Source organism: Sphingomonas profundi, assembly GCF_009739515.1.
GTDB lineage: Bacteria > Pseudomonadota > Alphaproteobacteria > Sphingomonadales > Sphingomonadaceae > Alterirhizorhabdus > Alterirhizorhabdus profundi.
Window position 1 is genome coordinate 1,353,843 of record NZ_CP046535.1, and the last position, 25,033, is coordinate 1,378,875.

The following is a 25,033-nucleotide window of genomic DNA, read 5'->3' on the forward strand; positions in this document are numbered from 1 at the left end:
GAACGTGCGGCCTAATCGTATCAGTCTTCACCCGTGGCGCGCCGGCCTTGCGTCACCACGGCAGCAGTCTCGTCGTCAGCGACACCAGGAGGCGGCCGTCGTTGCGCCTCTTCTGGAACGGCGTCCGCTCCAGCGCCTTGGCGAAGGTCACGTCGATGCGCGCGCGATCGCCATAGGCGGCGCGCAGGCCGACGCCGGCGGACGACAGATCCTGCGGGTTGGCGGGCAGGACGACGCCCTGCACCATCGGCCGGTTGCGGTTCCACACCCAGGCCTTGTCGTAGAAGACATAGGGCTGGAAGGCGAAGGCGTCGCGCGCCTGCGGCGTGATCCGGCCCAGCCGCACCTCGGCCTGCACGCCCACGCCGCTGTCGCCGATGATCGCGCCCGGATCGTAGCCGCGGCCGACCGTATAGTTGCCGCCGGAGAACTCCTCGTAGCTGAGCAGCGCCCGGCCGGAATATTGGAAACGCGGCGACAGGGAGAAGGTGAGCGTCGGCGATGGGCGATATTCCGCCACGCCGCTCAACCGCACCAAAGCCGCCGTGGGTCGGCCTTCCTGGCGGCTGGGCACCACGTTCTGCCCCTGGCACAGGCCCGCGCCGCACGCGTCGGTCGCGTCGAAGATGTCGAGGCCCTTGCGTCCCTCCACCGAACCCGCGATCCGCCAGCGCGGCTCGCTGGCCGAATAGCCGGTCACGCTGTTCACGCTCTCGCGGTCGATCGCGTCGAAGTCGCCGCGCAGATAGAGCACGCGGATGTGATCCTGGTTGCGGAAGTCGAAGTCGCCGAAGCGGACGTTCTGGTTGATATAGTCGAAGCCCACCGCGCCGCGCAGGTTGACCGCCTGCGTGCGGATGAACGGATAGCTCGCTTCCAGCGAGGCGACGAGCGTGCGGGAGCGGACGTCGACGGCGTCCGCCGCCACGTCCGGCTTGGTCCAGGCGTAGGTGAAGCGGCCGGAGAGCAGCAGCCCCTCGCTGCCCACCCGCCGATCGTAGCCGAGCTGGAGCACCTGCTGCTCCTTGAACTCGGCGGTGGAGAAGATGCCGGCGGTGAAGCGATCGCCCGAGCCGAAGATGTCGTACACCTCGCCGCGCAGCAGGCCGCCGAACCGGCCCACGTCCTTCGAGCCGTAATTCTGGATGTTCGCGTCGATCGAGAAACGCTGGCGCACGACGCTCACCTCGCCGATCACCTCTCCCGGCGTGGTGCCGGCCGGGCGCAGGGTGAGGCGCACGTCGTAGCCGGGCAGGTCGCGGGCGAGCAGCAGGTAGCGCTCGGCCTCCCGCTCGTTGAACACCTCCTGCTGCTTGATGCGGTCGAGATAGCCGGCGATCAGCCGCTCGGCCTTGCCGGCGTCGCCGCGCACCTGCACCGCGACCAGCTTGGCCATCAGCACGTCGAACGTGACGACGCCGTTCTCGATGCGCTGCGCCGGCACCTGCACCGCGGCGAGATAGCCCTGCCGGCGCAGGATGGTGGCGGCGGCATCGCGGATCTCGCACACCACGGCGATCGGCTGCGGCTTGCCGAGGAAGGATTCGTAGGCCGGCCGCAGCGCATCCGGCGACACCACCCGCAGATTGTTGAACTGCGCGGAGGTGATGGTGACGGTCACGTCCTTGAAGCGCGGATCGGCCAGTGGGCAGGGCGCCCGCTCGACGCCGCCGTCCACCGTGAGGCGGGAGGGGCCGCGCGTATCCGGCCCGATCGGCGCGCGCTGGATCTCCTCGCGCGTGGCCGGCGGCGCGGTGGGCGTGGCCACCTGCGCGCGTGCCGGCGCGCCTGCCGCCGCCAGCGTGATCGCCAGCGCGATCATGCCCGCCCCGGTCCTGCCGCCGAACGTCCCCACCGATTCCATCCGCGCCCCCAATATCCTCATCGCCGGATCGAGCGTGCGGGAGCGGTCGACTGGCCGCCCCGCCTCTCTCGGAGACGGAGCCATCCGGCTAACACGTGCCACGGCACGATCCACCACGCCGGTTGCGACTGGCACCGGCGCAGACACATTCCGGCGACCAACGGAATGTCAGGGGAGGCGGCTTTTCGCCTGATTTCCCCCGGTCTCCTGCGCTACCAGCGCCGCCCGGCTGTTTCAAGCCGCAATGACCGCGCCTGCGGCCAACCGATGCCGCCTCGGCCGGCCGCGGCCTGCTCCGCTCCGTCTCAGCCCGCCGTCGCCGCCGCGTCCGGAATGGCCACCGTCTCGATCAGCAGGTCTAGCTGGGCGTCGCAGCCATTCTTGATCAGGGCCGATGCCATGCCTTCCAGCCCGGTCGGGTTAGGGCCGAGCACCGCAAACTTCAGGGTCGTGGGCTCCGGCGCGCCCGCCCAGCTCAGGCGATACTCTGCGCCCTGGGAGACGGGCAGGGTGGCCGGCCACGCCTGCTGCGACTCGCCGGTCGCCCACTTCACCGTCGCCGTCGCGCCGTTCGCGCCGCTCACCGTCACCGTCGCGTCGGCGCTGCGGTCCGGCCGCCACAAAGTCACCCGCGTCGGGTCGGTGACGCACGCGGTGGAGCTGCGGCCGATGTCGACGAACCAGATGTTCGGGCTGCGCGCCGCGCTCGTCACCGCCGGGGTGACGCCGCGCACGGCCCCGGGCCGCGCCCGCCTGCCGGAAACGTCGGCGAAGGTGGCGCGCAGATCCGTCGGCTGGCTGCGCGAGATCACCGGGCTGAACGATCCCGGCCCCTTCAGCGTGCGGGTACCGCGACTGTCCAGGATCACCACCTGATCGTTCGGCTTCAGCACGATCATGCTGCTGTCGGCCAGCGCCTTGCCCGGGGGATACGCCTTCATCGACGGCCCGCTCGACCGGACGACGATCGTCTCGGCCGCGGCGGCGGCCGCCAGACCGGCGCCGGCAATGGTCAGCGCCACGACGGCCGCCGACGTTCTGACGAAGCTATTCCAAGACAAAGCTACCTCCTGGTCCCACCTGACGGAGACGATATACCAGATTGGCGATGGCCGCATCATCCGGATGGTCTCGACTGTATCGCTCGATTTCTTTGAGCGCTGCCACATCTCCTTCGTCGAATCGAGCGACGAGTGCTGTGAGAAGCGTCACATCCTGGGACGGAAGGTGCGGCTTCGGCTCGAATATGGCGATCGGGGTGGATCGCCCGCGCACCGCCACCCGCCCCATCGGGCGAAAGCTGGAGAGGGTGGAGGCGTTCGCCGCCGTCTCGCTGACGAGCACCGTCGTCTTCAGCTGCTTGCTCGCACCCTCCAGCCGGGCCGCCAGGTTCATGCTGTCGCCGAGTGCGGTATACTGGATGCGCCCCTCGCCGCCGAAATTGCCGACGATCGCCTCGCCGCGATGCAGGCCCACGCGGGTGCAGCCGATCGGCGGCACGCCCTCCGGCGCGGCGCGGCGGAAATCCTCGCCGGCCTCGTACATCGCGATCGCGGCCTGCACGGCGCGATCGGCATCGTCCTCGCGCGCGATCGGCGCGCCCCAGAAGGCCACCACCGCATCGCCGACGAACTTGTCGATCGTGCCGCCATGCTTCAGCACCACCGAGCTCAGCGTGTCGAGATAGCGGTTCAGCAGTTGCGCCACCATCTCCGGCTCGATCGCGTGGCTCAGCTTGGTGAAGCCCTCCAGATCGGTGAACAGCGCATAGATCACCCGCTTCTCGCCGTGCAGCGCCAGCTGGCTCGGATCGCGCAGGATCAGGTTGGCGACATCGCGCGGCAGATATTTGCCGAGCGCGGACTGGGCGAACTGCCGCTGCTGCGCCGTCACCGACCTGGCCGCCGTGCCGACGGCGGCGAACGCCACGATCCAGCCGACTCCCCAGCCGAACACCGGCAGCTGCTGCGTATCGATCCCTTCGCGCTGCGCCCAGTAGGGCAGCACGATCAGCACGGCGAGCTGGCCGAGCAGCAGCGGCGCGAGCCGCCACGGCCGCGCATCGATCATGCTGGTGAGCGCGCCGGCCGCCACCACCAGCAGCGCCGTCGCCCACAAGGCCCAGCTCGAGATCGAGGAATACATGGCGCCATCAAGCAGTTGCGCCAGCATGTGGGCATGGACTTCCAGCCCGATCATCGTGCCGCCCCTCGTCCGCGTCGCCGGCGTCTCGAACTGGTCGAGGTCGAAGATGTCGCCGCCGATCAGCACGAACCGGCCTTCTATCTGCTGGCGGAACGCCTCGGCGGGGATGTCGCCGGTGAACAGCTGGATCGGCAGCTTGCTGAACACCGGCCGCTCCGGATCGGTCGGCGTGCGGAAGCGGATGGCACCTTCATACTTGCGGAATTCGGGGTGGAGCGGGCTGAGGCTGTTGGCCAGCAGCGGCGGCAGGCTGGCCGGCTGCTCCGGCCAGTTGCGGATCACATTGTCGGTGCGGTCGGATTCGAACAGCACGCTCGCCGGCTTCACCGCGCCTCCGGCGATCTGCCGCTGGAAGTGGCGGAGGAACTCCTCCTGACCATATTCGACGAAGTCGGGGTTCGTCTCGGCGGAGACGAAGGCCAGGTAGGTCGGCGTCCGCATCGCCTTGAACGCGGCGACGAGCTGGTCGTCCTCCGGCGTCTTCTGGTCGATCAGGATATCGATGCCGATCGCCTTGGGGTGCAGGCCGTCGATCCTTTTCAACGCCTTGGCCAGCGACACTCGATCGAGCGGCGAACGGCGGCCGGTCTCGATCAGCGTCTGGTCGTTGAACACCACCATCGTGATGCGATCGTCCTGGTCCACCGTCGGGGCGGTACGAAAGGCGCGCACGTCGTACAGTACGCGCTCGATGTCGCGGGCCAGCGGCAGATCCCAGCTCGATCGCGCGAATAGGATGGCGAGCAGCAGGAAGATGGCGGTGCCCGCCAGCCGCACGGGCCCGATGCGACGGATCGTATCGCGCACGCCGCTGAGCAGCGATGGCTCGCCGCCGGCCGCCGGCTGCGCCGGTCGTGTCGCCAATGCGGGGTGCTCAGCGCTGCTTGAGCACGGGCTGGGCGCCATCGCCGACGATGGCGAAGCCGGCCCAGTAATAGGGATGCGACGTTTCCGCCTTGGCCATCAGCACATCCTGCCCGGCGCGGATCGCATCGCCGATGCTGGTGCCGGGCGCGGCGTTGAACAGGCCGCTGATCAGCCGCTCGGTCGCGCCATAATCGTCCGGCAGCGGCCAGTGGCTGGCCAGCACCGATCGCCCGCCGGCGCCGATGAAGGCGCGCACCAGCCCGTCTAGCGCATCGCCGCCGCCCACGGTGACGCCCGCCTCGCGCGTGGCCGCCACGGTCGCCTTGCCGGCGGTGTCGCAGGCCGAGAGGATCACGATGTCCGCATCCAGCCGCAGATCGTAGATCTCGCGGAAGGTGAGCAAACCGTCGGACTTCGGCCCGCCGAACGAGGTGAGCAGGGCCGGCCGCGCCGGACATTCCGGGCGCGGCGCGGTGACGAGGCCGTGGGTGGCGAAGTGAAGGATGCGATACTGATCGAGATCGGGCTTGTTGAGCAGCGCCGTGTCAGAGAAGTCCGGCCCGGTGATGACGGTCGCCTTGCTCGCGCCGATCACCGATCGCGCCGTGTTCAGCTCGGTCGCGGCGATCGGGTTGTTCCACGCGGCGAGCGGCCAGTCGCAGTCGATCCCGCCCTGCGTCGGCATTGAGCGGGTGGAGACCAGCCGCACCGGGTTCGACACCGGCTGGTTGTGGCCGAGGCCGAGATATTCCTGCTTGGCCGCCGAAGGCGCCGCGTTGCGCACGTCGCGGAAGGCGCGGGCCGAGAGCGAGGTCGACACGTCTATGTCGCGGCCCAGCCAGTGGATGCCGGTGAAGTCGAACGTGTCCGCCTTCGGATCCTTGACGCGGGCGAGGTACGCGTCGACGCCGGGCTGCTCCATCACCAGCAGGTTCGCCGGCAGCCGCAGCATCGCCCCGTCCGGCTCGAACAGCAGGTGCTTCACGCTGCCGAGCTTGCCGGCGATCGGCTGCATCAGCGCGACGAACAGCTCGCGCGCCTGCTTCACGTCGAACGGGTAGGTGACGGGCTGGTCGTTCTCCACGATCGAGATCGTGTCGCGCAGCGCATCCACCTTGCGCTCCAGCGCCTTGGCGCCGATGCCCGCCCGATAGGCGGTCGCGTCGTCTGCCGTCACGTAGATCACGTAGACGGCGTCGCCGATCTCGGCGAGCTTGAAATAGGCCTCGCCCGGGCGCAGCGCCTTGCGCAGTTCCGCCAGGGTCATCGCCTGCGTTGAGATGGCGCGGTAGCGCGGATATTGCGCGAGCTTGGCCTGCGTCGCCACCTGGTCCGCCTCCAGCTGGGTCAGGGTGGCGGTAAGCGCGGTGGAGCGCATCTGCTCCTCCGGATTGGGCGCGGGCAGGGAGGCGAGGCGCGCATATTCCACGCGGCTGCGCTCGATATCGCGGGTGAGGTTCACCGACTGGCGGAACAGCCGCGAGGCATCGTCGCTGCCGCCGCTAAGCTCGCGCGCCAGCACCGCCTGCGTGTCGGCGACGCCCGGCCGCACCAGCGTCTCGCTCGCCAGGAAGAAATCCTCGACCAGCGCGGGCTGCGTCGGGATCTGGCGGGCCAGCAGCGCGAAATAGGGCGAGAGCAGATTCTCGAAGCCGGTGGTGGCGCCGCCGGACGTCGTCATCGTGCCGACGACTTCCTTGAACAAGGCGAGCGCCGCCGCCGTCTGGCCGCGCCGCGCGAGGTAGCCCGCCAGCCGCGCCTTGGACGCGTTGAGCGCGGCCGACTGCGGATATTCCGTCTGGAGGACCAGCACGGCGTCGCGCAGCAGTCCCTCGGCGCGGGGATAGTCCTTGTCCGCCTCCGCCACGCTGGAGAGCTCGGCCATGGTCTGCGCCCGCAGCCGGGCGATCGAGCTGACCCGGCCGTCTCGCACCGCGACCAGCTGCGCCAGCGCATTGTCCAGCGCCAGCCGCGCCGCCGGCAGGTTGCCCTGCAGGCGCAACGCCGTGCCGCGCAGCTGGAGCGCCTGGGCATCGAGGATGGCGGACTTCTCCGCCGGCGTGAGCGCGATGCTCTCGCTGACGCCCAGGCGGCGGTTCAGCGGCACGCCGCTGTTCAGCCCGGCGGCGGCGGTGGCGTCGATCTCGCCGGGCAAGGGTGTCGCCGCGTCGCCCTCCACCGAGGAGAGCGGCTTGTCCAGCTCCGCCACGGCATCCGGCAGCAGGCGCTGGTTCAGCAGGTGCAGCACCAGGAAATTGCGGCGCAGGCGCAGCTGCACCGGATCGGACGTGGGGATGCGTTTGGCCTGGGCGAACAGCGCGTCCGCCTCCGCGAAATCGCCGAGGTTCGATTTCTGGAGCGCGCGGTTGATGACATATTCGCCGAGCTGGCGCGAATTGCCGTTGGTGCCCTCCGCCCGCTGGAGGAGCGTGTCGAAGAACTCGGCGGCCTCCGCGTAGCTTCCGCTGTTGTTGCGGCGATAGCCTTCCGCCAGCGCCTGATCGATATCGAGGCTGCCGGCCTGCACGCGGGCGAACGCGGCCGGATCGCCGCTGCCCGTGGTCGCGACCTCGATGTCGCCGGGGATGAAGCGGTCGGCGACGATCGTGCGCAGCGCCAGCTGCACCGCCGTGTCGTAGCCGGCAAGGCCCTCCGCCACATAGACCGTCTTGCCGATCTTCGTGCGGTACACGTTGTAGCCGACATTGCCCTGCGTCAGCCGACACTGGGCCAGCAGCACGCCCGCGAGATCGGCGACGGTCGCACCGCCCGCCTCGCCGCAGGCGACCCGATCCTTGCGGAGCGCGTCGAGCCGGGCGACCGGATCGTCCTGCCCGGCGCGCAGCGCATAGACCCGACCGATCGGCGTGGCGGCATCGCGGCAGACGAGCGAGTAGGCGCGATCGAACATGCCCTTCATCGCGGCATCGGCCGATCGGGCCTGCACCTGGCAGAGCGCGCTGCCGCCTGTGCCGAGGCGGAAGCTGTTCATCAGGCTGGGCCGCGCCGCCGAGGATTGCGCCGCCGCTGGCGACGGGCAGGCGAGCGGAAGGGCCGCCGTCGCCGCGAGAAGGGCACGGAGGCCCGGATACTGACGCACGCTCGTCTCCCCACCATGCGGCGCGCGCGCGGAAACCTTCGATCCATCGCGCGGCCAGTATCGAGCGGGCGCGCCCCAGCCCCTCGAATCAGCCGCAGACTACAACAAGGCCCGCTGCCTTCGAAGCATTATGTTCCGCCACCGGCCGGTGTGCCGCGGGCGGGGAAGGGTGCGCCGCAGGTCGGAAAGGGCGCGCCACATAGCGAAACGGGCGCCGCGGCTACCCGCGACGCCCGTTCGGAACGCTTCGTCCGCCCCCGGCACGCGGGGGCGGAGAGGATCACATGTGGTTCTCGCCGACATTGTCGGCGGCGTCGTGCAGGTTGTCGGCGGCATTCTCGAGCGAGGCTTCGGTCGCCTCGTTGGTGGCGTTGTCGGCAGCGGACTCGAGCGAATCGGCGGCGTTCTCGATCACCTCGGACGCGTTGTCCGCGGCGTTGTCGACGGCCTGCTCGGCCGGCGTCTTGCTGCAGGCGCCAAGCGCCAGGAGGGTGGTGGCGGCGAGAACCAGGCCCAGCTTCTTCATTCGAGCAGCTCCATCAGAAAACGTAACGGGTGCGGCCCGACTGCCGTCCCCCCAGCCGTTCCCATAGCGGGACGCGAATAGCCGTCAACGATAATGTGCTGGCTGCGGCGGCGTGGAACCGAAACCTGTTGCATCGCACAACGGCTCTGGCAACCTTTCACGCGCTCGATCATTCACCATTCCGAAAGGGTCGAGCTTGCGGCGTATTCCGCGGTGACGATCCTACCAAGACGGGCAACGCTCCTGCGCAAGGATGATATCATGTACGATGATTGGCCTCAGCCCATCAAACGCGTCGCCCTCATCGGTAACTTTCCGCCCCGCCTGTGCGGCATCGCAACCTTCACCTTCGACGTCCACGCCGCGCTGACGACGGCCTTTCCTGACATGGCGGTCGACGTCTACGCGATGAACGATCCGGGCGTCGACCACGCCTTTCCCGAAGCGGTGGTCTGCGCGCTCGATCAGGACGACATCGCCGACTACAACGCCGCCGCCCACCGCATCAACGAGAGCGGGGCGGACGTCGTCATCGTCCAGCACGAATACGGCATCTTCGGCGGCGACTCGGGCGTGCATCTGCTGCGCCTGCTCGATCGGGTTTCGGCGCCGGTCGTCGTTACCCTGCACACCGTTCTGGAAGCGCCGAACAGTGGGCAGCGCGCCGTGCTGGACGCGCTGGCCCGCCGCGCCTCCAAGCTGATCGTGATGGCCGACAAAGGCCGCGAGATCCTGGAGCGGGTGAACGGCGTCAGCAGCGATCTGATCGCCGTGGTGCCGCACGGCGTGCCGGACCGGCCGCTCGTCGAAACCGCCGACATGAAGGAGCGGTTCGGCTTCGCCGGGCACGACGTTCTTCTCACCTTCGGCCTGCTCTCGCCCAACAAGGGTATCGAGACCGTTATCGAGGCGCTGCCGGAGATCGTCGCCCAAAACCCGGATGCTCTCTACGTCGTCCTCGGCGCGACCCACCCGCATCTGGTAGCGCGGGAGGGCGAGGCCTATCGGGATCGCCTGCGCGCGCTGGCAGAGGAGAAGGGCGTCGCGAACAGCGTGCGCTTCATCGACGGCTTCCTCGAACAGGAACTACTGCTAGACTATCTCGCCGCCGCCGACATCTACGTGACGCCCTACCTCAACGAGGCGCAGATCACCTCGGGTACGCTCTCCTATGCGATCGCGCTGGGCAAGCCGGTGGTGTCGACACCGTACTGGCACGCCAACGAGCTGCTGGCCGACGATGTCGGCATCATCGCGCCGTTCGGTGACAGCGGCGCCTTCGTCGAGGCGATCAACGGCCTGCTCGGCGATCGCGTGAAGATGGAGCGGATGCGCCGCCGCGCCTATCTGATCGGCCGCGGGATGATCTGGCCGCGCCTGGCCGCCGCCTACGTCAAGATCTGCGAGGATGCGGTGATCCGCCGCCCGGTGCGTCTTAAATCAGTTGGGCGCGACGAGTCCGTGCCCAGCCGGCCCCGGCTTGAGGGCGTGGAGCGGCTGACGGACGGCTGCGGCATGATCCAGCACTCGATCTTCGCCATCCCCGATCGAGATCATGGCTACTGCGTCGACGATAATTGCCGCGCGCTGATGCTGATGCACCTGATCGACGGCGAGGATGCGGCCCGTGCCGACGAGCTGGCGACGGTGTACGCCTCGTTCGTCCAGCATGCCTGGAACGGCGAGATCGGCCGCTTTCGCAACTTCATGGCGTTCGATCGCGGCTGGCTGGAGCGCGAGGGATCGGAGGACAGTTTCGGTCGGTCGCTGTGGGCGATCGGCGTCACGGCCGGGCAGGCCCGTCGCGCGGACATGCGGCGCTGGGCGCTTCACCTGTTCGATCAGGTGGCGCCGCATGTTTTGCCGCTGGGCAGCCCGCGCACGCTTGCCTTCGCGCTGATCGGCGCCGATGCGGTGCTCGACGTCCACCCGGGCCACAGCGTCGCCCACACGATCGTCGCGGAGTTCGGCCAGCGCCTGATGCGCCTGCTGGACGCGGTTCAGCGGCCGGGCTGGATGTGGTTCGAGGCCGTGCTCGGCTACGACAATGCCCGCCTGCCGGAAGCGCTGATCCGCGCCGGGCGGCGGCTGGGCAACCGCGACATGATGGCGAAGGGGCTCGCGAGCCTCGACTGGCTCGATACGATCCAGCGCAACCCGGAACGGCTGTTCCGCGCCGTCGGCACCGACAGCTTCGGTCGCGCTTATGCCAAGCCGCTGCCGTTCGACCAGCAGCCGCTGGAAGCCTGGGCGACGATCGAGGCGGCTGCGCTCGCGTTCGACGAGACGGGCGAGACCCGCTGGGTGGAGACCGCCTGGGCCGCCTATCGCTGGTATCGCGGCGCCAACGACATCGGCCTGCCGATCGGCTCGCCCGAGGATGGCGGCTGCTTCGACGGGCTGATGAGCGATCGCGTGAACCTCAATCAGGGCGCGGAATCGGTCCTCGCGTTCCAGTTCGCCTGCTGCGGCATGGCGCGCCTGCTGAAGGCTGCGGAAAAACCGCGTGGGAGGCGTGACCTTGCCGGAGACCTGCGTTACCGTTGAGACGAGCGGTAAGAGGGTGGGGCGCTTTTGTTCGACGTAATTCATTGCCCGTTGCGGTTGCAGGCGGATCCGGCGCGCGTGGTCGTGCGCCCGTTTCATATCCCTATCGAGGCGAACCCTACCACCGGCGGCAAGGGCCGCGTCCGCCGCATCGCCGACGCGGTGCTGGAGATGGACGCCGCCGTGGCCCATGCCGAGCTGGAGCTGGTGCTGCGCGACTTCGAGGCGCGGCACTGGCAGACGCGCGCCGTGTTCATGACCCGCTATCGCGCGATCGAGGCCGCGCTGAAGCTGGACGGCGATGCGATCAGCGAGGAGAAGAAGCAGCTGATCGGCGCCTTCTTCTGCCACGAATACAGCTACGCCGCCGCCGCCCTGATGAACCCCAGCATCGTCGCCGCGCCGGACCAGAGCGGCCTCAGCGACGGTGCCGTGCGTATCGCCATGTCGCTGCGCGCGGTGGGTGAGGGGCACATTTCCTCGGTGGCATTCCGCGAGGGCATACTCGGCCCCGGCGCCAGTTTCGAGCTGATGCCCGAGCCGCCCTTCGCCACCGCCGCCGACACGGCGGTGGAGCTGCCGCGCGGCGCCGTTGAGGTGCATCGCCACCGTGACAGCTCGCTCTCCGGCACCGTGCTGTTCCCGATGACGGCGGCGCAGAGCAAGGGTCTGGAAGACCTCCGCCTCGTCGAGTTCACCCATGACGACGGCACGACCGAGTGGATCGGCACCTACACCGCCTATAACGGCGCGCATATCCGTTCGGAGCTGATGCGCACGCGCGATTTCCGCAGCTTCGTCCTCGCCCCGCTCAGCGGCCCGGCGGCGCGCAACAAGGGGATGGCGCTGTTCCCCCGCCGCATCGACGGCGAATATCTTATGATCGGCCGGCAGGATGGCGAGAACGTCTTCCTCATCCGCTCCCGCGAGATCGATCACTGGGGCGAGGGCGAGCTGCTGCTGACCCCGGCCTATCCGTGGGAACAGGTGCAGATGGGCAATTGCGGCTCGCCGATCGAGCTGGACGAGGGCTGGCTGGTGCTGACCCACGGCGTGGGCGCGATGCGCAAATACTCGATCGGCGCGGCCCTGCTGGACAAGAAGGATCCCTCGAAGGTGCTCGGCCGCACGAGCCAGCCGCTGCTCTCCGCCGCCAACGAGGATCGCGAGGGCTATGTGCCCAACGTCGTCTACACCTGCGGCGCGCTGAAGCATGGCGACATGTTGTTTATCCCCTATGGCGTGGCCGACAGCTCCGTGGCGTTCGGCTTCATCCGCCTGGCCGAACTGCTGGCGGAGATGCGCTGAGATCGGCGGGGGCCGTTCAGCTAACCGCGCCTTCCCCGATCGTCATCCTGAACTTGTTTCAGGATCCATGCGGGGCATTTCGACACGATGCAGCGTAGCTAAGGGGCTGGCCGCGTGCATGATCCTGCAGGATGACCGGATGCCCAACTGGACGACCGTAGCGCGCTCCAGGCTGAGCGACCCGCCGCTCACCGCGTCGGCGTCTCGGCCGCTCGCGGGGCCAGTTCCTCCGGGCTGTTCGCGACCAGCGACAGCATCGTCGCCCATGCCGCCACGTTCTGTGCCAGATCCGCGCGATCGATCTTGTCGAGCGTGTCGTCGGGCGTGTGGTGCAGGTCGAAATAATGGGTGCCGTCCTGTCGCAGGCCGATGGCGGGCACGCGGTTGGCGTAGATGATCGGCTCCACGTCGGTGCCGGCATGCCCCTCATTATTGCCGCGCGCGATGCCAAGCGGGGTGAGCGCCGCGGCGACCGCCTTCACCAGCGGCGCTTCGCCGTCACCCACGCGGGTATCGAACCGCCACACGCGGCCGGCGCCGAAATCGGATTCGGCGGCCAGCACATGCTTCTCCGCCTTGTGCCGGTCGCGATAGGAGTCGCCGCCGAAGCCGCCCACCTCCTCCGCGCCGAACCACACGACGCGGATCGTGCGCAGCGGCCGGCCCTTGTCCATGATCGCCTTGGCGGCGGCCGCCGTGATCGCCACGCCGGCGCCGTCGTCCACCGCGCCGGTGCCGAGATCCCAGCTGTCCAGATGGCCGCCGATCAGCACGATGCCGGCCTTCGGGTCGCGCCCCGGCACCTCGGCGATCACGTTGCCGGACTGGCGGATGCCGCCGTCGCGCGGCGTCAGCACCAGCCGCATACGCACCGGCTTGCCGCGTGCCAGGATGCGTTCGAGCTGATCGGAATCCTGCGTGGCCAGCGCCGCTGCCGGGATCGGCCGGACGCCCTTCTCCCACGTCTGCACGCCGGTGTGCGGCATCCGCGCGTCGCCGGTGCCGATCGATCGGATGACGATCGCCGCCGCTCCTTTCCGCGCGGCCAGCGATGGCCCCTTCCGCCGCACGTCGCCGAACGGGCCGTAGCTCGATCCGTCCTGCGTGCGGCCCATGCGGTGCCAGACGAACACGATCTTGCCGCGCACCGCCGCATCGGGCGCCGCCTCCAGCGCGGCGAGCCCGTCGAAGCCCGCGATCTCGCCCTCCAGCCCGTCGGCGGGGGTGGCGGCGCTGTTGCCGAGCGCCGTCAGCAGCAGCCGCTGCGGGAAGGGCGAGAGGATCTCGGCCGTCTCCGTCCCGCGCTCCCACACGCGCATGTCGAACGGCTCGATCCGCACGTTGGCGAAGCCGAGCGCCTTTAGCGCCTTCGCCGCCCAGGCGCGCCCGCGCGCCTCCGCCTCGGTGCCGGCCAGCCGCTGGCCTACCTCCGTCGTCAGCCCCTCAACGAGGGTCCAGGCGACGTCGCCGGGGGCAGGTGCGGGCGCGGCGGCGGCGGGCGCGGCGAGGAGGGCGATCAGGGCGAGCGGGAGCGTCTTCATGCCGATATCGTAGCCGGTTTTCGCCGCACCGCCACACCGGCCGGCCGCTTTTCCGGCGGCACGGCGCGGCAGTTTGCGTGGCCGCCCGCATTGGGCTACGGGCAGCGCCAAATCCATTCCAGATCCAGCTTCCGGAGACCACGCCAAATGGCCGTGCAATACAGCTTCGTCATGAAGGGCCTGACGAAGACCTTTCCGGGCGCCGCCAAGCCGGTGCTCAACAACATCCACCTGCAATTCCTGCCGGGCACCAAGATCGCGATCATCGGCGTGAACGGCGCCGGCAAGTCGACCCTGATGAAGATCATGGCCGGCTACGACAAGGAGTATACCGGCGAGGCATGGGCCGCGGAGGGCTGCCGCGTCGGCTATCTGAGCCAGGAACCGCAGCTCGACCCCGACAAGACGGTGCTGGAGAATGTGAAGGACGGCGTGCGCGGCGTGGCCGACCTCGTCGATCGCTTCAACGCCATCTCGGCCGAGATGGGCGATCCGAAGGACGACACCGACTTCGACGCGCTGCTGGAGGAGATGGGTGTCCTCCAGGAGAAGATCGACGCGGTGGACGGCTGGACGCTGGACAACCAGCTGGAGATCGCGATGGAGGCGCTGCGCTGCCCGCCCGGCGACAGCCCCGTCACCAAGCTCTCCGGTGGCGAGCGGCGGCGCGTGGCGCTGTGCAAGCTGCTGCTGGAGAAGCCGGAGATCCTGCTGCTGGACGAGCCGACCAACCATCTCGATGCCGAGAGCGTCGCCTGGCTGGAGAACCATTTGAAGGAATATGCCGGCAACGTCATCCTGGTGACGCACGATCGCTACTTCCTCGACAATGTCGTCGGCTGGGTGCTGGAGCTGGATCGCGGGCGCGGCATCCCGTTCGAGGGCAATTACTCCGCGTGGCTGGAGGCCAAGGCCAAGCGCATGGCGCAGGAGGAGCGCGAGGAGGAGGGCCGCAAGAAGGCGATCGACCAGGAGCTGCAGTGGATCCGGCAGAGCCCGAAGGCGCGCCAGACCAAGAGCAAGGCCCGCATCCGCGCCTTCGACGAACTGGTCGAGAAGCAGAACGATCGCCGCCCCGGCGCCAATCAGATCCTGATACAGATCCCCGAGCGGCTCGGCGGCAAGGTGATCGAGGTGAAGAACGTCTCCAAGGCCTATGGCGACAAATTGCTGTTCGAGGATCTGAGCTTCACTTTGCCGCCGGGCGGCATCGTTGGCGTGATCGGGCCGAACGGCGCGGGCAAGACCTCGCTGTTCCGCCTCATCACCGGCCAGGAAAAGCCGGACGACGGCGAGATCGACGTCGGGCCGACGGTGCGCCTCGGCTATGTCGACCAGAGCCGCGACCATCTCGATGCGAACAAGAATGTCTGGGAGGAGGTCTCGGACGGGCTGGAGCGCTTCACCTTCGGCAAGCACGACGTGTCGAGCCGCGCCTATGTGGGCGCGTTCAACTTCAAGGGCAGCGATCAGCAGAAGCGTGTCGGCCAGCTCTCCGGCGGCGAGCGCAACCGCGTGCACATGGCCAAGATGCTGCGGCAGGGTGGCAACGTGCTGCTGCTCGACGAGCCGACCAACGACCTGGACGTGGAGACGCTGCGCGCGCTGGAGGAGGCGCTGGAGAATTTTGCCGGCTGCGCCGTGGTGATCAGCCACGACCGCTTCTTCCTCGATCGCCTCGCCACCCACATCCTCGCCTTCGAGGGCGACAGCCATGTCGAATGGTTCGAGGGCAATTTTGAGAGCTACGAGGAAGACAAGCGCCGCCGCATGGGCGACGCCGCCGATCGGCCGACACGCCTGGCCTATAAGAAGCTGACGCGCTGACGGGACGACGCCGGCGCGGAGGGGGAGCGGCGCCGATGCGCCGCTCCCCCTCAGAGCGTTTCGGTGTCCAGCCGGAGCCCGGCTATCGTCCGCGATGCGACGCGTTCGCCCACGCGCACCGTGTCGCGGTCCGTATATCGTCCGTCCACCGGCGCCCAGAGCTGGTGGATGACGCGGGCGTTGACGTCGACGACCCAATATTCGCGAATGGCGGCCGCCGCGTAGAGCCCCGCCTTTGCCCCGAGATCGCTGGCGAGCGTGGTGTCCGCCACCTCCACCACCAGCGCGACCGCCCGGACAGGGATGAGTCCCTCTCCGTCGGCAGCATCGGTGAGGACGATGTCGGGTTCCGGCGCATCGTGCGGGGACATCGCGACCGATGCACCGACCAGCGCCTCTATGCCGTGCGCGCTGCCGTCCATCGCGTCCGCCAACAGCCGGTAGAGGCGCGACTTCATGCGCGCGTGCGGCCGGTGCTGCGGGTCGATGAACCGAACTTCGCCGTCGAGAAGTTCTGTCTTACCCGAGGTGGCGAACGTGTCCGCGACGTCGAGCATCAGATACTCGTCGATACGCAGCTTCACGGACAGATGCCCAGTGCTGCTACGCATGAACTCCGTCATGGCCTGAGCCTAACAGATCGCCCCGGCCAAGACGAGTGACCGGAACGCACGCGAATATCGTACGTCATTCCGGTGGCCCGCGGCTCAGTAGAAGTCAGACGGCATCGGCGTCGGCTTCTTGCAGGATTTCAGGATGCCGCGCTTGCACTCGTCCGTCTGCTGGCGCCAGGCGAGCATCGCGCGGGCATAGGCATCCTGCTGGCGATCGTAGCGGACCATGTCGCGCGTCATCTGGCGGGCGCTCTTCTCCACCTCGGCGCGATAGGTCGCGCGATCGATCGCATATTGGCCCTGCTGCTCGGCCGTCATCACCTGCTGCTCGACCAGATTGGTCTGCACGGCGTTGTTCAGCTCCTGCGTCACCGGCTTCTCGACCACGTTGGCGGCGGCGTTGGCTGGGCTCGGCGGTGTCGTCTGCGGTGAGGCGGGATCGACGGGCTGAGCGGCGGCGGGAACCGAGGCCACGCCCAGGGCAAGCATCGCCGCGAGCGGCAGCGTGCGGATAATGGATGTCATCTTTATCCTCCTTGTCATGGGGGGCGCAACGAGGAGAGTGGCACGCCGTTCCGCCGCGCGCGCCGGCCTTCAGTTCATGCCCAGATTGGCCAGCAGCGGCCCCCATGCCCCGGGCAGCGCCACCGCCGCGCCGGCGATCCAGAACACCCACACGCCGATCGCCAGCCCGTCCGCCAGGCGGCGGGCGCGGCGCGGATCGCGCGGGCCGATGCCCACGCGCGCCCAGCCGCGCAGCAGCAGGCGCAGCGCCGGCGGCACCAGCGCGCAGGCGGTGAGGGCGATGCCCGCCACCATCGCCCCCAGCAGCAGCGGCCCCGCGTCGCTGGCGCCCGCAATGGCGCCGGTCAGCACGCGCGCCGCCAGCGCGATCAGCACGCCGAGCAGCGCGAGCAGCAGGAAGTTGCGATTGGTCGTCAGCATCGCCGATCGATGTCGCGCCTCAGGCCGGAGCGAATCGGCCGGAGGCCGCATCGAGCAGATGGAGGATGCCGTCGTCGATCGCGAACAGCGCGCCGTGCAGGCGGATGCGCGCCGCCTTCTCCCGCTCGCGCACGCAGGGGAAGGTGCGCAGATTGGCGAGGCTGACGCGCACCGCCGCCTCCTCCATCGCCCGCGTCGCCGCCGGTCCGTCCTGGCCATGTTCGGCCACCACCTGCTCGCGCGCCTCGTCCAGCAGGGCGATCCAGTCGGCGATGAAGCCGCCCTCGCCGGGCCGCGTGTCGCGGAAGCCCTGGGTGAGGGCGGCCTTGGCGCCGCCGCAGGCGCCGTGGCCCAGCACCACGATCTCCGGCACCTCCAGCTGCGTCACGGCGAACTCGAGTGCGGCGGAGACGCCGTGGTGGCCGCCGGTAAGGTCCAGCGGCGGCACCAGATTGGCCACGTTGCGCACGACGAACATCTCGCCGGGCGAGGCATCGAAGATCTGCGTCGGATCGACGCGGCTGTCCGAACAGGCGATCACCATCACTTTCGGCTGCTGCCCCTCGGCCAGTTCGGCCCATCGCGCGCGCTGGCGGCGCCAGTCCCCCTCGCGGAAGCGCTGGTAGCCGGCGATCATCTGGTTGAAGTCGGTCATGCCCCCTGCCTAGCTGGGGAAGCGAAGGGCTGGCAAGCGCGGCCGCGAACCTCTATCTGCAAGCCATGAGCACGCCGCTGACCGCCACGCCCCCGCAACGCGCCCGCAAGCCGGACTGGATCCGGGTAAAGGCGCCCGGCGGCAGCGCCTTCGCCGAGACGCGCCAGCTGATGCGTCGGCTGAACCTCGCCACCGTGTGCGAGGAGGCGGCCTGCCCGAATATCGGCGAATGCTGGACCAAGAAGCACGCCACGGTGATGATCCTGGGCGATACCTGCACCCGCGCCTGCGCCTTCTGCAACGTGAAGACTGGCATGCCGAAGGCGGTGGACCTGAAGGAGCCGCAGCATGTTGCCGATGCCGCGGCGGAGCTGGGGCTGGAGCATATCGTCGTCACCTCGGTCGATCGCGACGACCTGCCGGACGGCGGCGCCAGCCAGTTCGTCCGCGTGATCGAGGCTCTTCGCCGTACCACCCCCACCACGACGATCGAGATATTGACGCCCGATTTCCGCAACAAGGCGGATGCGGCGGTCGAGTCGATCGTCGCCGCCCGGCCTGACGTCTACAACCACAATCTGGAGACGGTGCCGCGGCTCTATCCGACGATCCGGCCGGGTGCGCGCTATTATGCCTCGCTGCGGCTGCTGGAGCAGGTGAAGCGGCTCGATCCCTCGATCTTCACCAAGTCCGGCATGATGATGGGCCTGGGCGAGGCGCGGCTGGAGGTGCATCAGGTGATGGACGATATGCGCTCTGCCGGCATCGATTTCCTCACCCTCGGCCAGTATCTCCAGCCCACGCCGCGCCACGCCAAGGTGGAGGAGTTCGTGACGCCGCAGACGTTCGGCGCCTATGCGGCGATCGCCCGCGCCAAGGGCTTCCTGCTCGTCGCATCCAGCCCGCTCACCCGTTCCAGCTACCACGCCGGCGACGACTTCGCGAAGCTGCGCGCCGCGCGCGAGGCGCAGCTGGCCAAAGCAAGGGCGATCTGATGGCGATCGTGATGGGCACTCTGTACCAGGCGCTCGTCGAGGGTGGAACAAGCCCGGAATCGGCGACAAAGGCCGCTGAAGAGGTGGCCGACTTCCAGAAACAGCTAGCGGATATCCGCAACGATCTCGCGTTCATCAAAGCGTTGCTCGGGGTTGCCGTGGCCGGTGTCGTGTCGTTGGTCGTAAAGGCCTTCTTCCTCTGACATGCCAAAGACCCACGAAACCCGCACGCTGCCCTACACGCAAGAGCAGCTCTTCGATCTCGTCGCCGATGTCGCGCGGTATCGGGAGTTCCTGCCGTGGGTGCAGGCAGTGCGCGTGCGATCGGACAGCGAGACGGAGATGGTCGCCGACCTCGTCGTCGGCTTCAAGGGCATCCACGAGAATTTCACGTCTCGCGTTACCAAGCTACGCCCCGAGAAGATCCGCGTCGAATATCTCGAGGGGCCGCTGAAATATCTCTACAATGACTGGACGTTCCGGCCGGATGGCCAGTCCGGCGAGGGACGTGGCTGCATCATCGACTTCACCGTGGATTTCGCCTTCCGCTCGCGCGTGTTCGAGGCGCTGGCGGGGCAGGTGTTCGATCGCGCGCTGCGCAAGATGATCGGCGCGTTCGAGCAGCGCGCCGCCGCTCTCTACGGCCCGGTCGAATCCGGCATCAGCAGGTCGAGCGCGAAGAGCGCCGCCTGAAGCCGCACGCCGCCGCGGCCCAGATCGCCGAAGAACTTCATGTCGGCGGCGATGTCGTCCGGATCGCCGCCCTTCACCGCGCGGGCGAATACCACGGTGCCGACCGGCTTCTTCTCGCTGCCGCCGTCCGGCCCGGCGATGCCGGTGATCGCCACCGCGGTATCGGCGCGCGTGCGGCCGATGGCGCCGCGCGCCATGGCCCACGCGACCGCGATCGATACCGCGCCGAACGTCTCCAGCACGTCCAGGCTCACGCCCAGCATCTCGAGCTTGGCATCGTACGAGTAGCTGACGAAGCCGCCCTCCAGCACGTCCGACGATCCGGGTATCTCGCTCAGCGCCGCCGTCACCAGGCCGCCGGTGCAGCTCTCGGCCAGCGCCACTTTTCTGCCGACGGCGCGATTCGCCTCGATCACGCGCCGCGCCGCCTCCACCAGTTCGGGCGGCAGTATATGGTCTGCCTGGGTATCGCTCGTCATCGCGTCATGCCCCGTCATGATCCGTCACGCATCCGCAGGCAGGCGGACGGTCGCCACCGCCTGCGCCGCGATGCCCTCGCCCCGGCCGGTGAAGCCCAGTCGCTCCGTGGTGGTGGCCTTGATGCTAACCGCTGCCTCTCGCACCTGCAACATGGCCGCCACCCGCTGGCGGATGGCGTCCCGATGCGGGCCGATCTTCGGCGCCTCGCAGATGATCGTGACATCCACGTGATCGATGATGCCACCGCGCGCCCGCACCAGATCGCGGGCATGCTCGACGAAGCGGGAGGAGGCCGCGCCGCGCCACTGCGGATCGGACGGTGGGAAGTGGCTGCCGATGTCGCCGTCCGCGATCGTGCCGAGCAGCGCGTCGACGATGGCGTGCAGCGCCACGTCCGCGTCGGAGTGGCCGGCGAGCGCCCGGCTGTGCGCGATCTCGATCCCGCCGAGCCACAGCGCGTCGCCATCTGCGAAGGCGTGCACGTCGAAGCCGGTGCCGGCGCGCGAGATCATCGTCATCCGTGCCTCGGCCATTGCGAAATCCGCCTCGTAGGTGAGCTTGTCGAGCGCGGGATCGCCCGCGACGATGGTGACGGACATGCCGGCCGCGCGCGCCACCTGCGCGTCGTCGGTAGCCTCGCGGTCCGCCGGCCAGGCGCGGTGCGCGGCGACGATCCCGTCGTGGCGGAAGGCCTGCGGCGTCTGCACCCGCACCACGCCCTCGCGCGGCACCGCCTCACCCAGCGTGTCTCCGCCGTGCGCCAGGCTGTCCGCCACCGCGAGCGCGGGGATCGCCGCCGGCCCGTCGTCCAGCGCGGCGAGCAGCCGGTCGATCACGCCGCCCGGCAGGAAGGGCCGCGCGGCATCGTGGATCAGCACGCGATCGGCGCCGTCGATCGCGGCCAGGCCGTTCAGGACGGACGCGCGACGCGTCGCGCCACCCTCGACCGGCGGGGGCAGCGCGCGTCCGCCGATCGCCGTCGCGTACAGATCCTGCTGCCCCGCGCCGATCACCACCTGCACCGCGTCGATCGCGGGGTGGGCCAAGAAGGCGTCGATCGCATGGGCCAGCACGCTGCGCCGGCCGATCGTGCGATACTGCTTCGGCAGCCCGCCGCCCGCCCGCACGCCCCGGCCGGCGGCGACGATCAGGGCGACGGTGCGGGGCAGGGGGCGGGGGCGGGGCGGATCGGCCGGCATGGCGCCCGCCTAGCCGAGCCCGCGCTTGCCCGCCAGCGGCTTTCCCGCTACGGCCTGCTGAAATATTAGGCAGACTTCGGAAGCGAACGCGTGCGTCTCTCCCCCATCATGATCGGCCCCGTGCGCATCGAGACGCCGGTCATCCTCGCGCCGATGACGGGCGTCACCGATCTGCCGTTCCGCCGGATCGTGAAACGCTACGGCTCCGGCCTCAACGTCACCGAGATGATCGCCAGCCAGGCGATGATCCGCGAGACGCGCCAGTCGCTGCAGAAGGCGGCGTGGGACGCGGCGGAGGAGCCGATCTCGATGCAGCTCGTCGGCTGCACGCCGCACGAGATGGCCGAGGCGGCGAGGCTGAACCAGGATCGCGGCGCCGCGATCATCGACATCAACATGGGCTGCCCGGTGCGCAAGGTGACGAACGGCGACGCCGGATCGGCGCTGATGCGCGATCTCGTCCACGCCGCGGCGATCATCGACGCGACGGTGAAGGCGGTGCGCGTGCCGGTGACGCTGAAGATGCGGATGGGCTGGTGCCATGACAGCCTGAACGCACCCGAACTCGCCCGCATCGCCGAGGATCTGGGCGTGCGAATGCTCACCGTCCACGGCCGCACGCGCAACCAGATGTACAAGGGCACGGCCGACTGGGCGTTCGTCCGCCGGGTGAAGCAGGCGGTGTCGATCCCGGTGATCGTCAACGGCGACATCTGCGCGATCGAGGATGCCGAGGCCGCGCTCGACCAGTCCGGCGCGGACGGCGTGATGATCGGGCGAGGCGCCTATGGCCGGCCGTGGCTGCTCGGCCAGGTGATGCGCTGGCTGGACACTGGGGAGCGCCGGGCCGATCCGTCCTACGACGAACAATATGCCCTGATCGTCGAGCATTACCGGATGATGCTCGATCATTACGGCATCGTCACCGGCGTCAACATGGCGCGCAAGCATATCGGCTGGTACACCAAGGGCATCCCCGGATCGGCCGAGTTCCGCAACCGCGTCAACCAGGAGGCGGACCCGCAGGTCGTGCTCGCCATGCTGGCCGAATTCTACGCGCCGTGGCTCTCCCGCGCGGCGGCCTGATCCGCTTCGGCCGGCGTGCCGCGCCCGACGGGCCGGCCCCGGCGGAGCTGCTTGCCGCGATGCCGGTGGCGATGCTCGCGATCGATCCCGGCGACGTGGTGACGGAGGCGAACAGCGCCTGCGAGACGCTGCTGAACCTGGGCCAGGCGGCGATCGTCGGCCGCAGCCTTGAATCGCTGATCGGCCGCTCGTCCGATCTGCTGCCCAGCGACGCGCCCTGCGCCGCCTACGATGTCGAGCTGGCGCTGCCGGACGGTCGCCGTCAGCGCGTCGATCTGATGGCGGCGCCGCTGCCGGAACGGGCGGACTGGCGCATCGTGACGATCCATCTCCACGCACCCGCCCATCTCGTCGGCCGCGCCGCCAACCGCGCGGGCGGCGGCCTCACCGCGGTGGGTGCGGCGGCGATGCTGGCGCACGAGATCAAGAACCCGCTCTCCGGCATACGCGGCGCGGCGCAGCTGCTGGAAGCGAGCGCCGACGACGGATCGCGCGACCTGACCCGCTTGATCCGCGACGAGGTGGATCGCGTCGCCGCGCTGATCGATCGGATGGAGGGGTTCACCGATACCCGGCCGCTGGCGCTCGCGCCGCTCAACATCCACGCGGTGCTGGGCCATGCGCGCGAGGTGGCGCTGCGCGGGTTCGCGCGCGATCGCCAGATCCGCGAGGTCTATGATCCGTCGCTGCCGGCGGTGCTGGGCCATCGCGATTCGCTGATCCAGGTGCTCATCAACCTCATGAAGAATGCGGCGGAGGCGAGCGACGGGCCGATCGTGCTGCGGACCGCCTATCGCCACGGCGTGTCGCTGCGCGGCGGGGAGGGCGATCGCCGCCGGCCGCTGCCGATCGAGGTGTGCGTGATCGACGAGGGGCCGGGCGCGCCGGCGGACATCGCCGAGCATCTGTTCGATCCGTTCGTCACCTCCAAGCGCAGCGGCGGCGGGCTGGGCCTGGCGCTCGTCGACAAGCTGGTCGCCGATCATGGCGGCATCGTGGAATATGCGCGCGAGGGGCAACCCGCCCGCACCGTGTTCCGCCTGCTGCTGCCACGCGCCGCCGATCGCGCATGAGTGGCGCGCGCATCCTCGTCGTGGACGACGACATGGCGATCCGCACGGTGGTGCGCGAGGCGCTGCGTCGCGCCGGCTACCAGGTGGAAGTGGCCGCCTCCGTCGCCGAGCAGCGCGCCGTGATGGGCCGCTTCGCGCCGCAGGTGCTGGTGACGGACGTGGTGCTGCCGGACGGCAACGGCCTGGATCTGGTGCCGGAGATGCTGGAGGCCAATCCCGGCATGCCGGTGATCGTCCTCTCCGCCCAGAACACGCTGGCGACGGCGGTGCGGGCGACCGAGCAGGGCGCGTTCGAATATCTGCCCAAGCCGTTCGACCTGGGCGAGCTGACCCGCGCCGTGGCCGATGCGCTCGCCGCCAGCACCGCCGATCGCGGCCCTGCCGAGGACGGCGCGAGCGGAGACGATCTGCCGCTGATCGGCCGCTCGCCGCCGATGCAGGAGGTGTATCGCACGATCGCGCGGGTGGTGGCGAACGACCTCACCGTGCTGGTGCTGGGCGAATCGGGCACGGGCAAGGAATTGGTGGCCCGCGCGATCCATGATCTCGGCCCGCGCGCGCGCCGGCCGTTCGTGGCGATCAACATGGCCGCCATTCCGCGCGAGCTGATCGAGAGCGAGCTGTTCGGGCATGAGCGCGGCGCCTTCACCGGCGCCGCCGCCCGCGCCGCCGGCCGGTTCGAGCAGGCGCAGGGCGGCACCCTGTTCCTCGACGAGATCGGCGACATGCCGTTCGAGGCGCAGACCCGGCTGCTGCGGGTGCTGCAGGAGGGCGAGTTCACGCCCGTGGGCAGCGCCCGATCGATCCGCGCGGACGTGCGCATCATCGCCGCCACCCACAAGGATCTGCCGCGCCTGATCGCCGATCACGGCTTCCGCGAGGATCTCTACTACCGGCTCAACGTGGTGCCGGTGCGGCTGCCGGCGCTGCGCCAGCGCATCGGCGACATCGCCGAGCTGGCCCGGCACTTCCTGGATCGCGCGGCGGCGGAGGGGCTGCCGCGCAAGCTGCTCGATCCGCACGCGATCGACCGGCTGGCGGCGCATGGCTGGCCCGGCAACGTGCGCGAGCTGGAGAACCTCATGCGCCGCCTCGCCGCGCTCAGCCGCGAGGAGGTGATCACCGCCGGCGTGGTGGAGCAGCAGCTGAACGGCGCGCAGGGGGCGGACTGCCTGCCCGCGCTCGCCCCCAGCGGCGGCCTGGCGGATGCGATCGAGCTGCACCTCGCCCGCTACTTCGCCGCCTTCGGCCGCGATCTGCCGCCCGACGGGCTGTTCGATCGGGTGCTGGCGGAGGTGGAGCGGCCGCTGCTGCGGCTCACCTTGGCGGCGGCGCGCGGCAACCAGCTGAAGGCGGCGAAGCTGCTCGGCATCAATCGCAACACGTTGCGCAAGAAGCTCACCGAACGCGGCATCGATCCCGGCGATGTCCGGCGAATGGGTTGATTCGAGACACAGGCGCCCGACAAGCTGTGTTTGTCATGCCACGCGTTCGTGGTATGCCTGCAA

The 25,033-nt window shown here is 69.3% G+C and carries 21 protein-coding genes; 9 read left to right on the top strand and 12 right to left on the bottom strand.

The genetic code is table 11. The annotated features are described in order from the left end of the window. Window positions 1-52: 52 nt before the first annotated feature. The 5 genes from GNT64_RS06250 to GNT64_RS06270 form a co-directional block, all read right to left on the bottom strand. Complete coding sequence (locus GNT64_RS06250) at window positions 53-1,885, bottom strand: ShlB/FhaC/HecB family hemolysin secretion/activation protein (protein WP_231639328.1); 1,833 nt, start codon at window positions 1,883-1,885, stop codon at window positions 53-55. 284 nt (window positions 1,886-2,169) lie between these two features. Then, window positions 2,170-2,886 (bottom strand): hypothetical protein, encoded by a 717-nt coding sequence (locus GNT64_RS06255; protein ID WP_156678721.1) that lies wholly within the window; start codon window positions 2,884-2,886, stop codon window positions 2,170-2,172. Between the two features lie 25 nt (window positions 2,887-2,911). Next, window positions 2,912-4,975, bottom strand: a complete 2,064-nt coding sequence (locus GNT64_RS06260) for a CHASE2 domain-containing protein (protein WP_156678722.1) — start codon at window positions 4,973-4,975, stop codon at window positions 2,912-2,914. Beyond that, on the bottom strand, window positions 4,944-8,036 hold the full coding sequence (locus GNT64_RS06265) for a CHAT domain-containing protein (RefSeq protein WP_231639332.1): 3,093 nt from the start codon (window positions 8,034-8,036) through the stop codon (window positions 4,944-4,946). Before GNT64_RS06265 ends, GNT64_RS06260 begins: the two co-directional genes overlap by 32 nt. Window positions 8,037-8,316: 280 nt before the next feature. Next, window positions 8,317-8,562 carry a hypothetical protein gene (locus GNT64_RS06270; protein ID WP_156678723.1) on the bottom strand — a complete coding sequence of 82 codons (246 nt, stop codon included), beginning with the start codon at window positions 8,560-8,562 and terminating at the stop codon, window positions 8,317-8,319. A gap of 261 nt (window positions 8,563-8,823) precedes the next feature. Between GNT64_RS06270 and GNT64_RS06275 the strand changes: the two genes are divergently transcribed. After that, complete coding sequence (locus tag GNT64_RS06275; RefSeq protein ID WP_156681471.1) at window positions 8,824-11,109, top strand: glycosyltransferase family 4 protein; 2,286 nt, start codon at window positions 8,824-8,826, stop codon at window positions 11,107-11,109. 27 nt (window positions 11,110-11,136) lie between these two features. Further along, the gene (locus GNT64_RS06280) at window positions 11,137-12,417 is read left to right on the top strand and encodes a glycoside hydrolase family 130 protein (RefSeq protein ID WP_156678724.1); all 1,281 of its coding nucleotides are present in this window, start codon (window positions 11,137-11,139) and stop codon (window positions 12,415-12,417) included. Window positions 12,418-12,605: 188 nt separating this feature from the next. Here the strand turns inward: GNT64_RS06280 and GNT64_RS06285 are convergent, their stop codons facing one another. Further along, a complete protein-coding gene (locus GNT64_RS06285; RefSeq protein WP_156678725.1) occupies window positions 12,606-13,958 on the bottom strand; it encodes a M20/M25/M40 family metallo-hydrolase in 1,353 nt (450 codons plus the stop codon). 147 nt (window positions 13,959-14,105) lie between these two features. Between GNT64_RS06285 and ettA the strand changes: the two genes are divergently transcribed. Next, window positions 14,106-15,785 (top strand): energy-dependent translational throttle protein EttA, encoded by a 1,680-nt coding sequence (gene ettA / locus GNT64_RS06290; RefSeq protein WP_156678726.1) that lies wholly within the window; start codon window positions 14,106-14,108, stop codon window positions 15,783-15,785. A gap of 50 nt (window positions 15,786-15,835) precedes the next feature. Here ettA and GNT64_RS06295 read toward each other — a convergent pair whose 3' ends face one another. The 4 genes from GNT64_RS06295 to GNT64_RS06310 all read right to left on the bottom strand — a co-directional run bounded on the left by GNT64_RS06295 (window position 15,836) and on the right by GNT64_RS06310 (window position 17,999). After that, a complete protein-coding gene (locus GNT64_RS06295) occupies window positions 15,836-16,408 on the bottom strand; it encodes a Uma2 family endonuclease (RefSeq protein WP_156678727.1) in 573 nt (190 codons plus the stop codon). 84 nt (window positions 16,409-16,492) lie between these two features. Continuing rightward, window positions 16,493-16,924: a hypothetical protein gene (locus GNT64_RS06300; protein WP_156678728.1), complete on the bottom strand. Its 432-nt coding sequence runs from the start codon at window positions 16,922-16,924 to the stop codon at window positions 16,493-16,495. Window positions 16,925-16,993: 69 nt separating this feature from the next. Further along, window positions 16,994-17,344, bottom strand: coding sequence for a hypothetical protein (locus GNT64_RS06305; protein WP_156678729.1), 351 nt, complete (start codon window positions 17,342-17,344; stop codon window positions 16,994-16,996). Window positions 17,345-17,363: 19 nt separating this feature from the next. Next, window positions 17,364-17,999: a carbonic anhydrase gene (locus GNT64_RS06310; RefSeq protein WP_156678730.1), complete on the bottom strand. Its 636-nt coding sequence runs from the start codon at window positions 17,997-17,999 to the stop codon at window positions 17,364-17,366. Between the two features lie 65 nt (window positions 18,000-18,064). Between GNT64_RS06310 and lipA the strand changes: the two genes are divergently transcribed. Genes lipA through GNT64_RS06325 form a run of 3 tightly spaced genes read left to right on the top strand, consistent with a single transcriptional unit; the run spans window position 18,065 to window position 19,687 of the window. Further along, on the top strand, window positions 18,065-18,994 hold the full coding sequence (gene lipA / locus GNT64_RS06315; RefSeq protein ID WP_156678731.1) for a lipoyl synthase: 930 nt from the start codon (window positions 18,065-18,067) through the stop codon (window positions 18,992-18,994). Then, window positions 18,994-19,197 (top strand): integrase, encoded by a 204-nt coding sequence (locus GNT64_RS06320; RefSeq protein WP_156678732.1) that lies wholly within the window; start codon window positions 18,994-18,996, stop codon window positions 19,195-19,197. Before lipA ends, GNT64_RS06320 begins: the two co-directional genes overlap by 1 nt. Window position 19,198: 1 nt before the next feature. Next, window positions 19,199-19,687: a type II toxin-antitoxin system RatA family toxin gene (locus GNT64_RS06325; RefSeq protein ID WP_156678733.1), complete on the top strand. Its 489-nt coding sequence runs from the start codon at window positions 19,199-19,201 to the stop codon at window positions 19,685-19,687. On the opposite strand, the gene GNT64_RS06330 is transcribed toward GNT64_RS06325, so the two are convergent. Together GNT64_RS06330 and GNT64_RS06335 are read right to left on the bottom strand one after the other, a co-directional pair. Further along, complete coding sequence (locus GNT64_RS06330) at window positions 19,633-20,184, bottom strand: CinA family protein (protein ID WP_231639333.1); 552 nt, start codon at window positions 20,182-20,184, stop codon at window positions 19,633-19,635. The two genes, GNT64_RS06325 and GNT64_RS06330, sit on opposite strands and share 55 nt — an antisense overlap. A gap of 6 nt (window positions 20,185-20,190) precedes the next feature. Beyond that, window positions 20,191-21,366, bottom strand: coding sequence for a bifunctional 2-C-methyl-D-erythritol 4-phosphate cytidylyltransferase/2-C-methyl-D-erythritol 2,4-cyclodiphosphate synthase (locus GNT64_RS06335; RefSeq protein ID WP_156678734.1), 1,176 nt, complete (start codon window positions 21,364-21,366; stop codon window positions 20,191-20,193). A 108-nt stretch (window positions 21,367-21,474) separates the two neighbouring features. Between GNT64_RS06335 and dusB the strand changes: the two genes are divergently transcribed. From dusB to ntrC, 3 genes are read left to right on the top strand one after another with little or no spacing between them, the layout of a single operon-like run. Beyond that, window positions 21,475-22,452: a tRNA dihydrouridine synthase DusB gene (gene dusB, locus GNT64_RS06340; protein WP_156681473.1), complete on the top strand. Its 978-nt coding sequence runs from the start codon at window positions 21,475-21,477 to the stop codon at window positions 22,450-22,452. Continuing rightward, window positions 22,428-23,525, top strand: coding sequence for a two-component system sensor histidine kinase NtrB (locus GNT64_RS06345; protein WP_156678735.1), 1,098 nt, complete (start codon window positions 22,428-22,430; stop codon window positions 23,523-23,525). Before dusB ends, GNT64_RS06345 begins: the two co-directional genes overlap by 25 nt. Next, window positions 23,522-24,970 carry a nitrogen regulation protein NR(I) gene (gene ntrC / locus GNT64_RS06350; RefSeq protein WP_156678736.1) on the top strand — a complete coding sequence of 483 codons (1,449 nt, stop codon included), beginning with the start codon at window positions 23,522-23,524 and terminating at the stop codon, window positions 24,968-24,970. Before GNT64_RS06345 ends, ntrC begins: the two co-directional genes overlap by 4 nt. Window positions 24,971-25,033 lie beyond the last annotated feature (63 nt).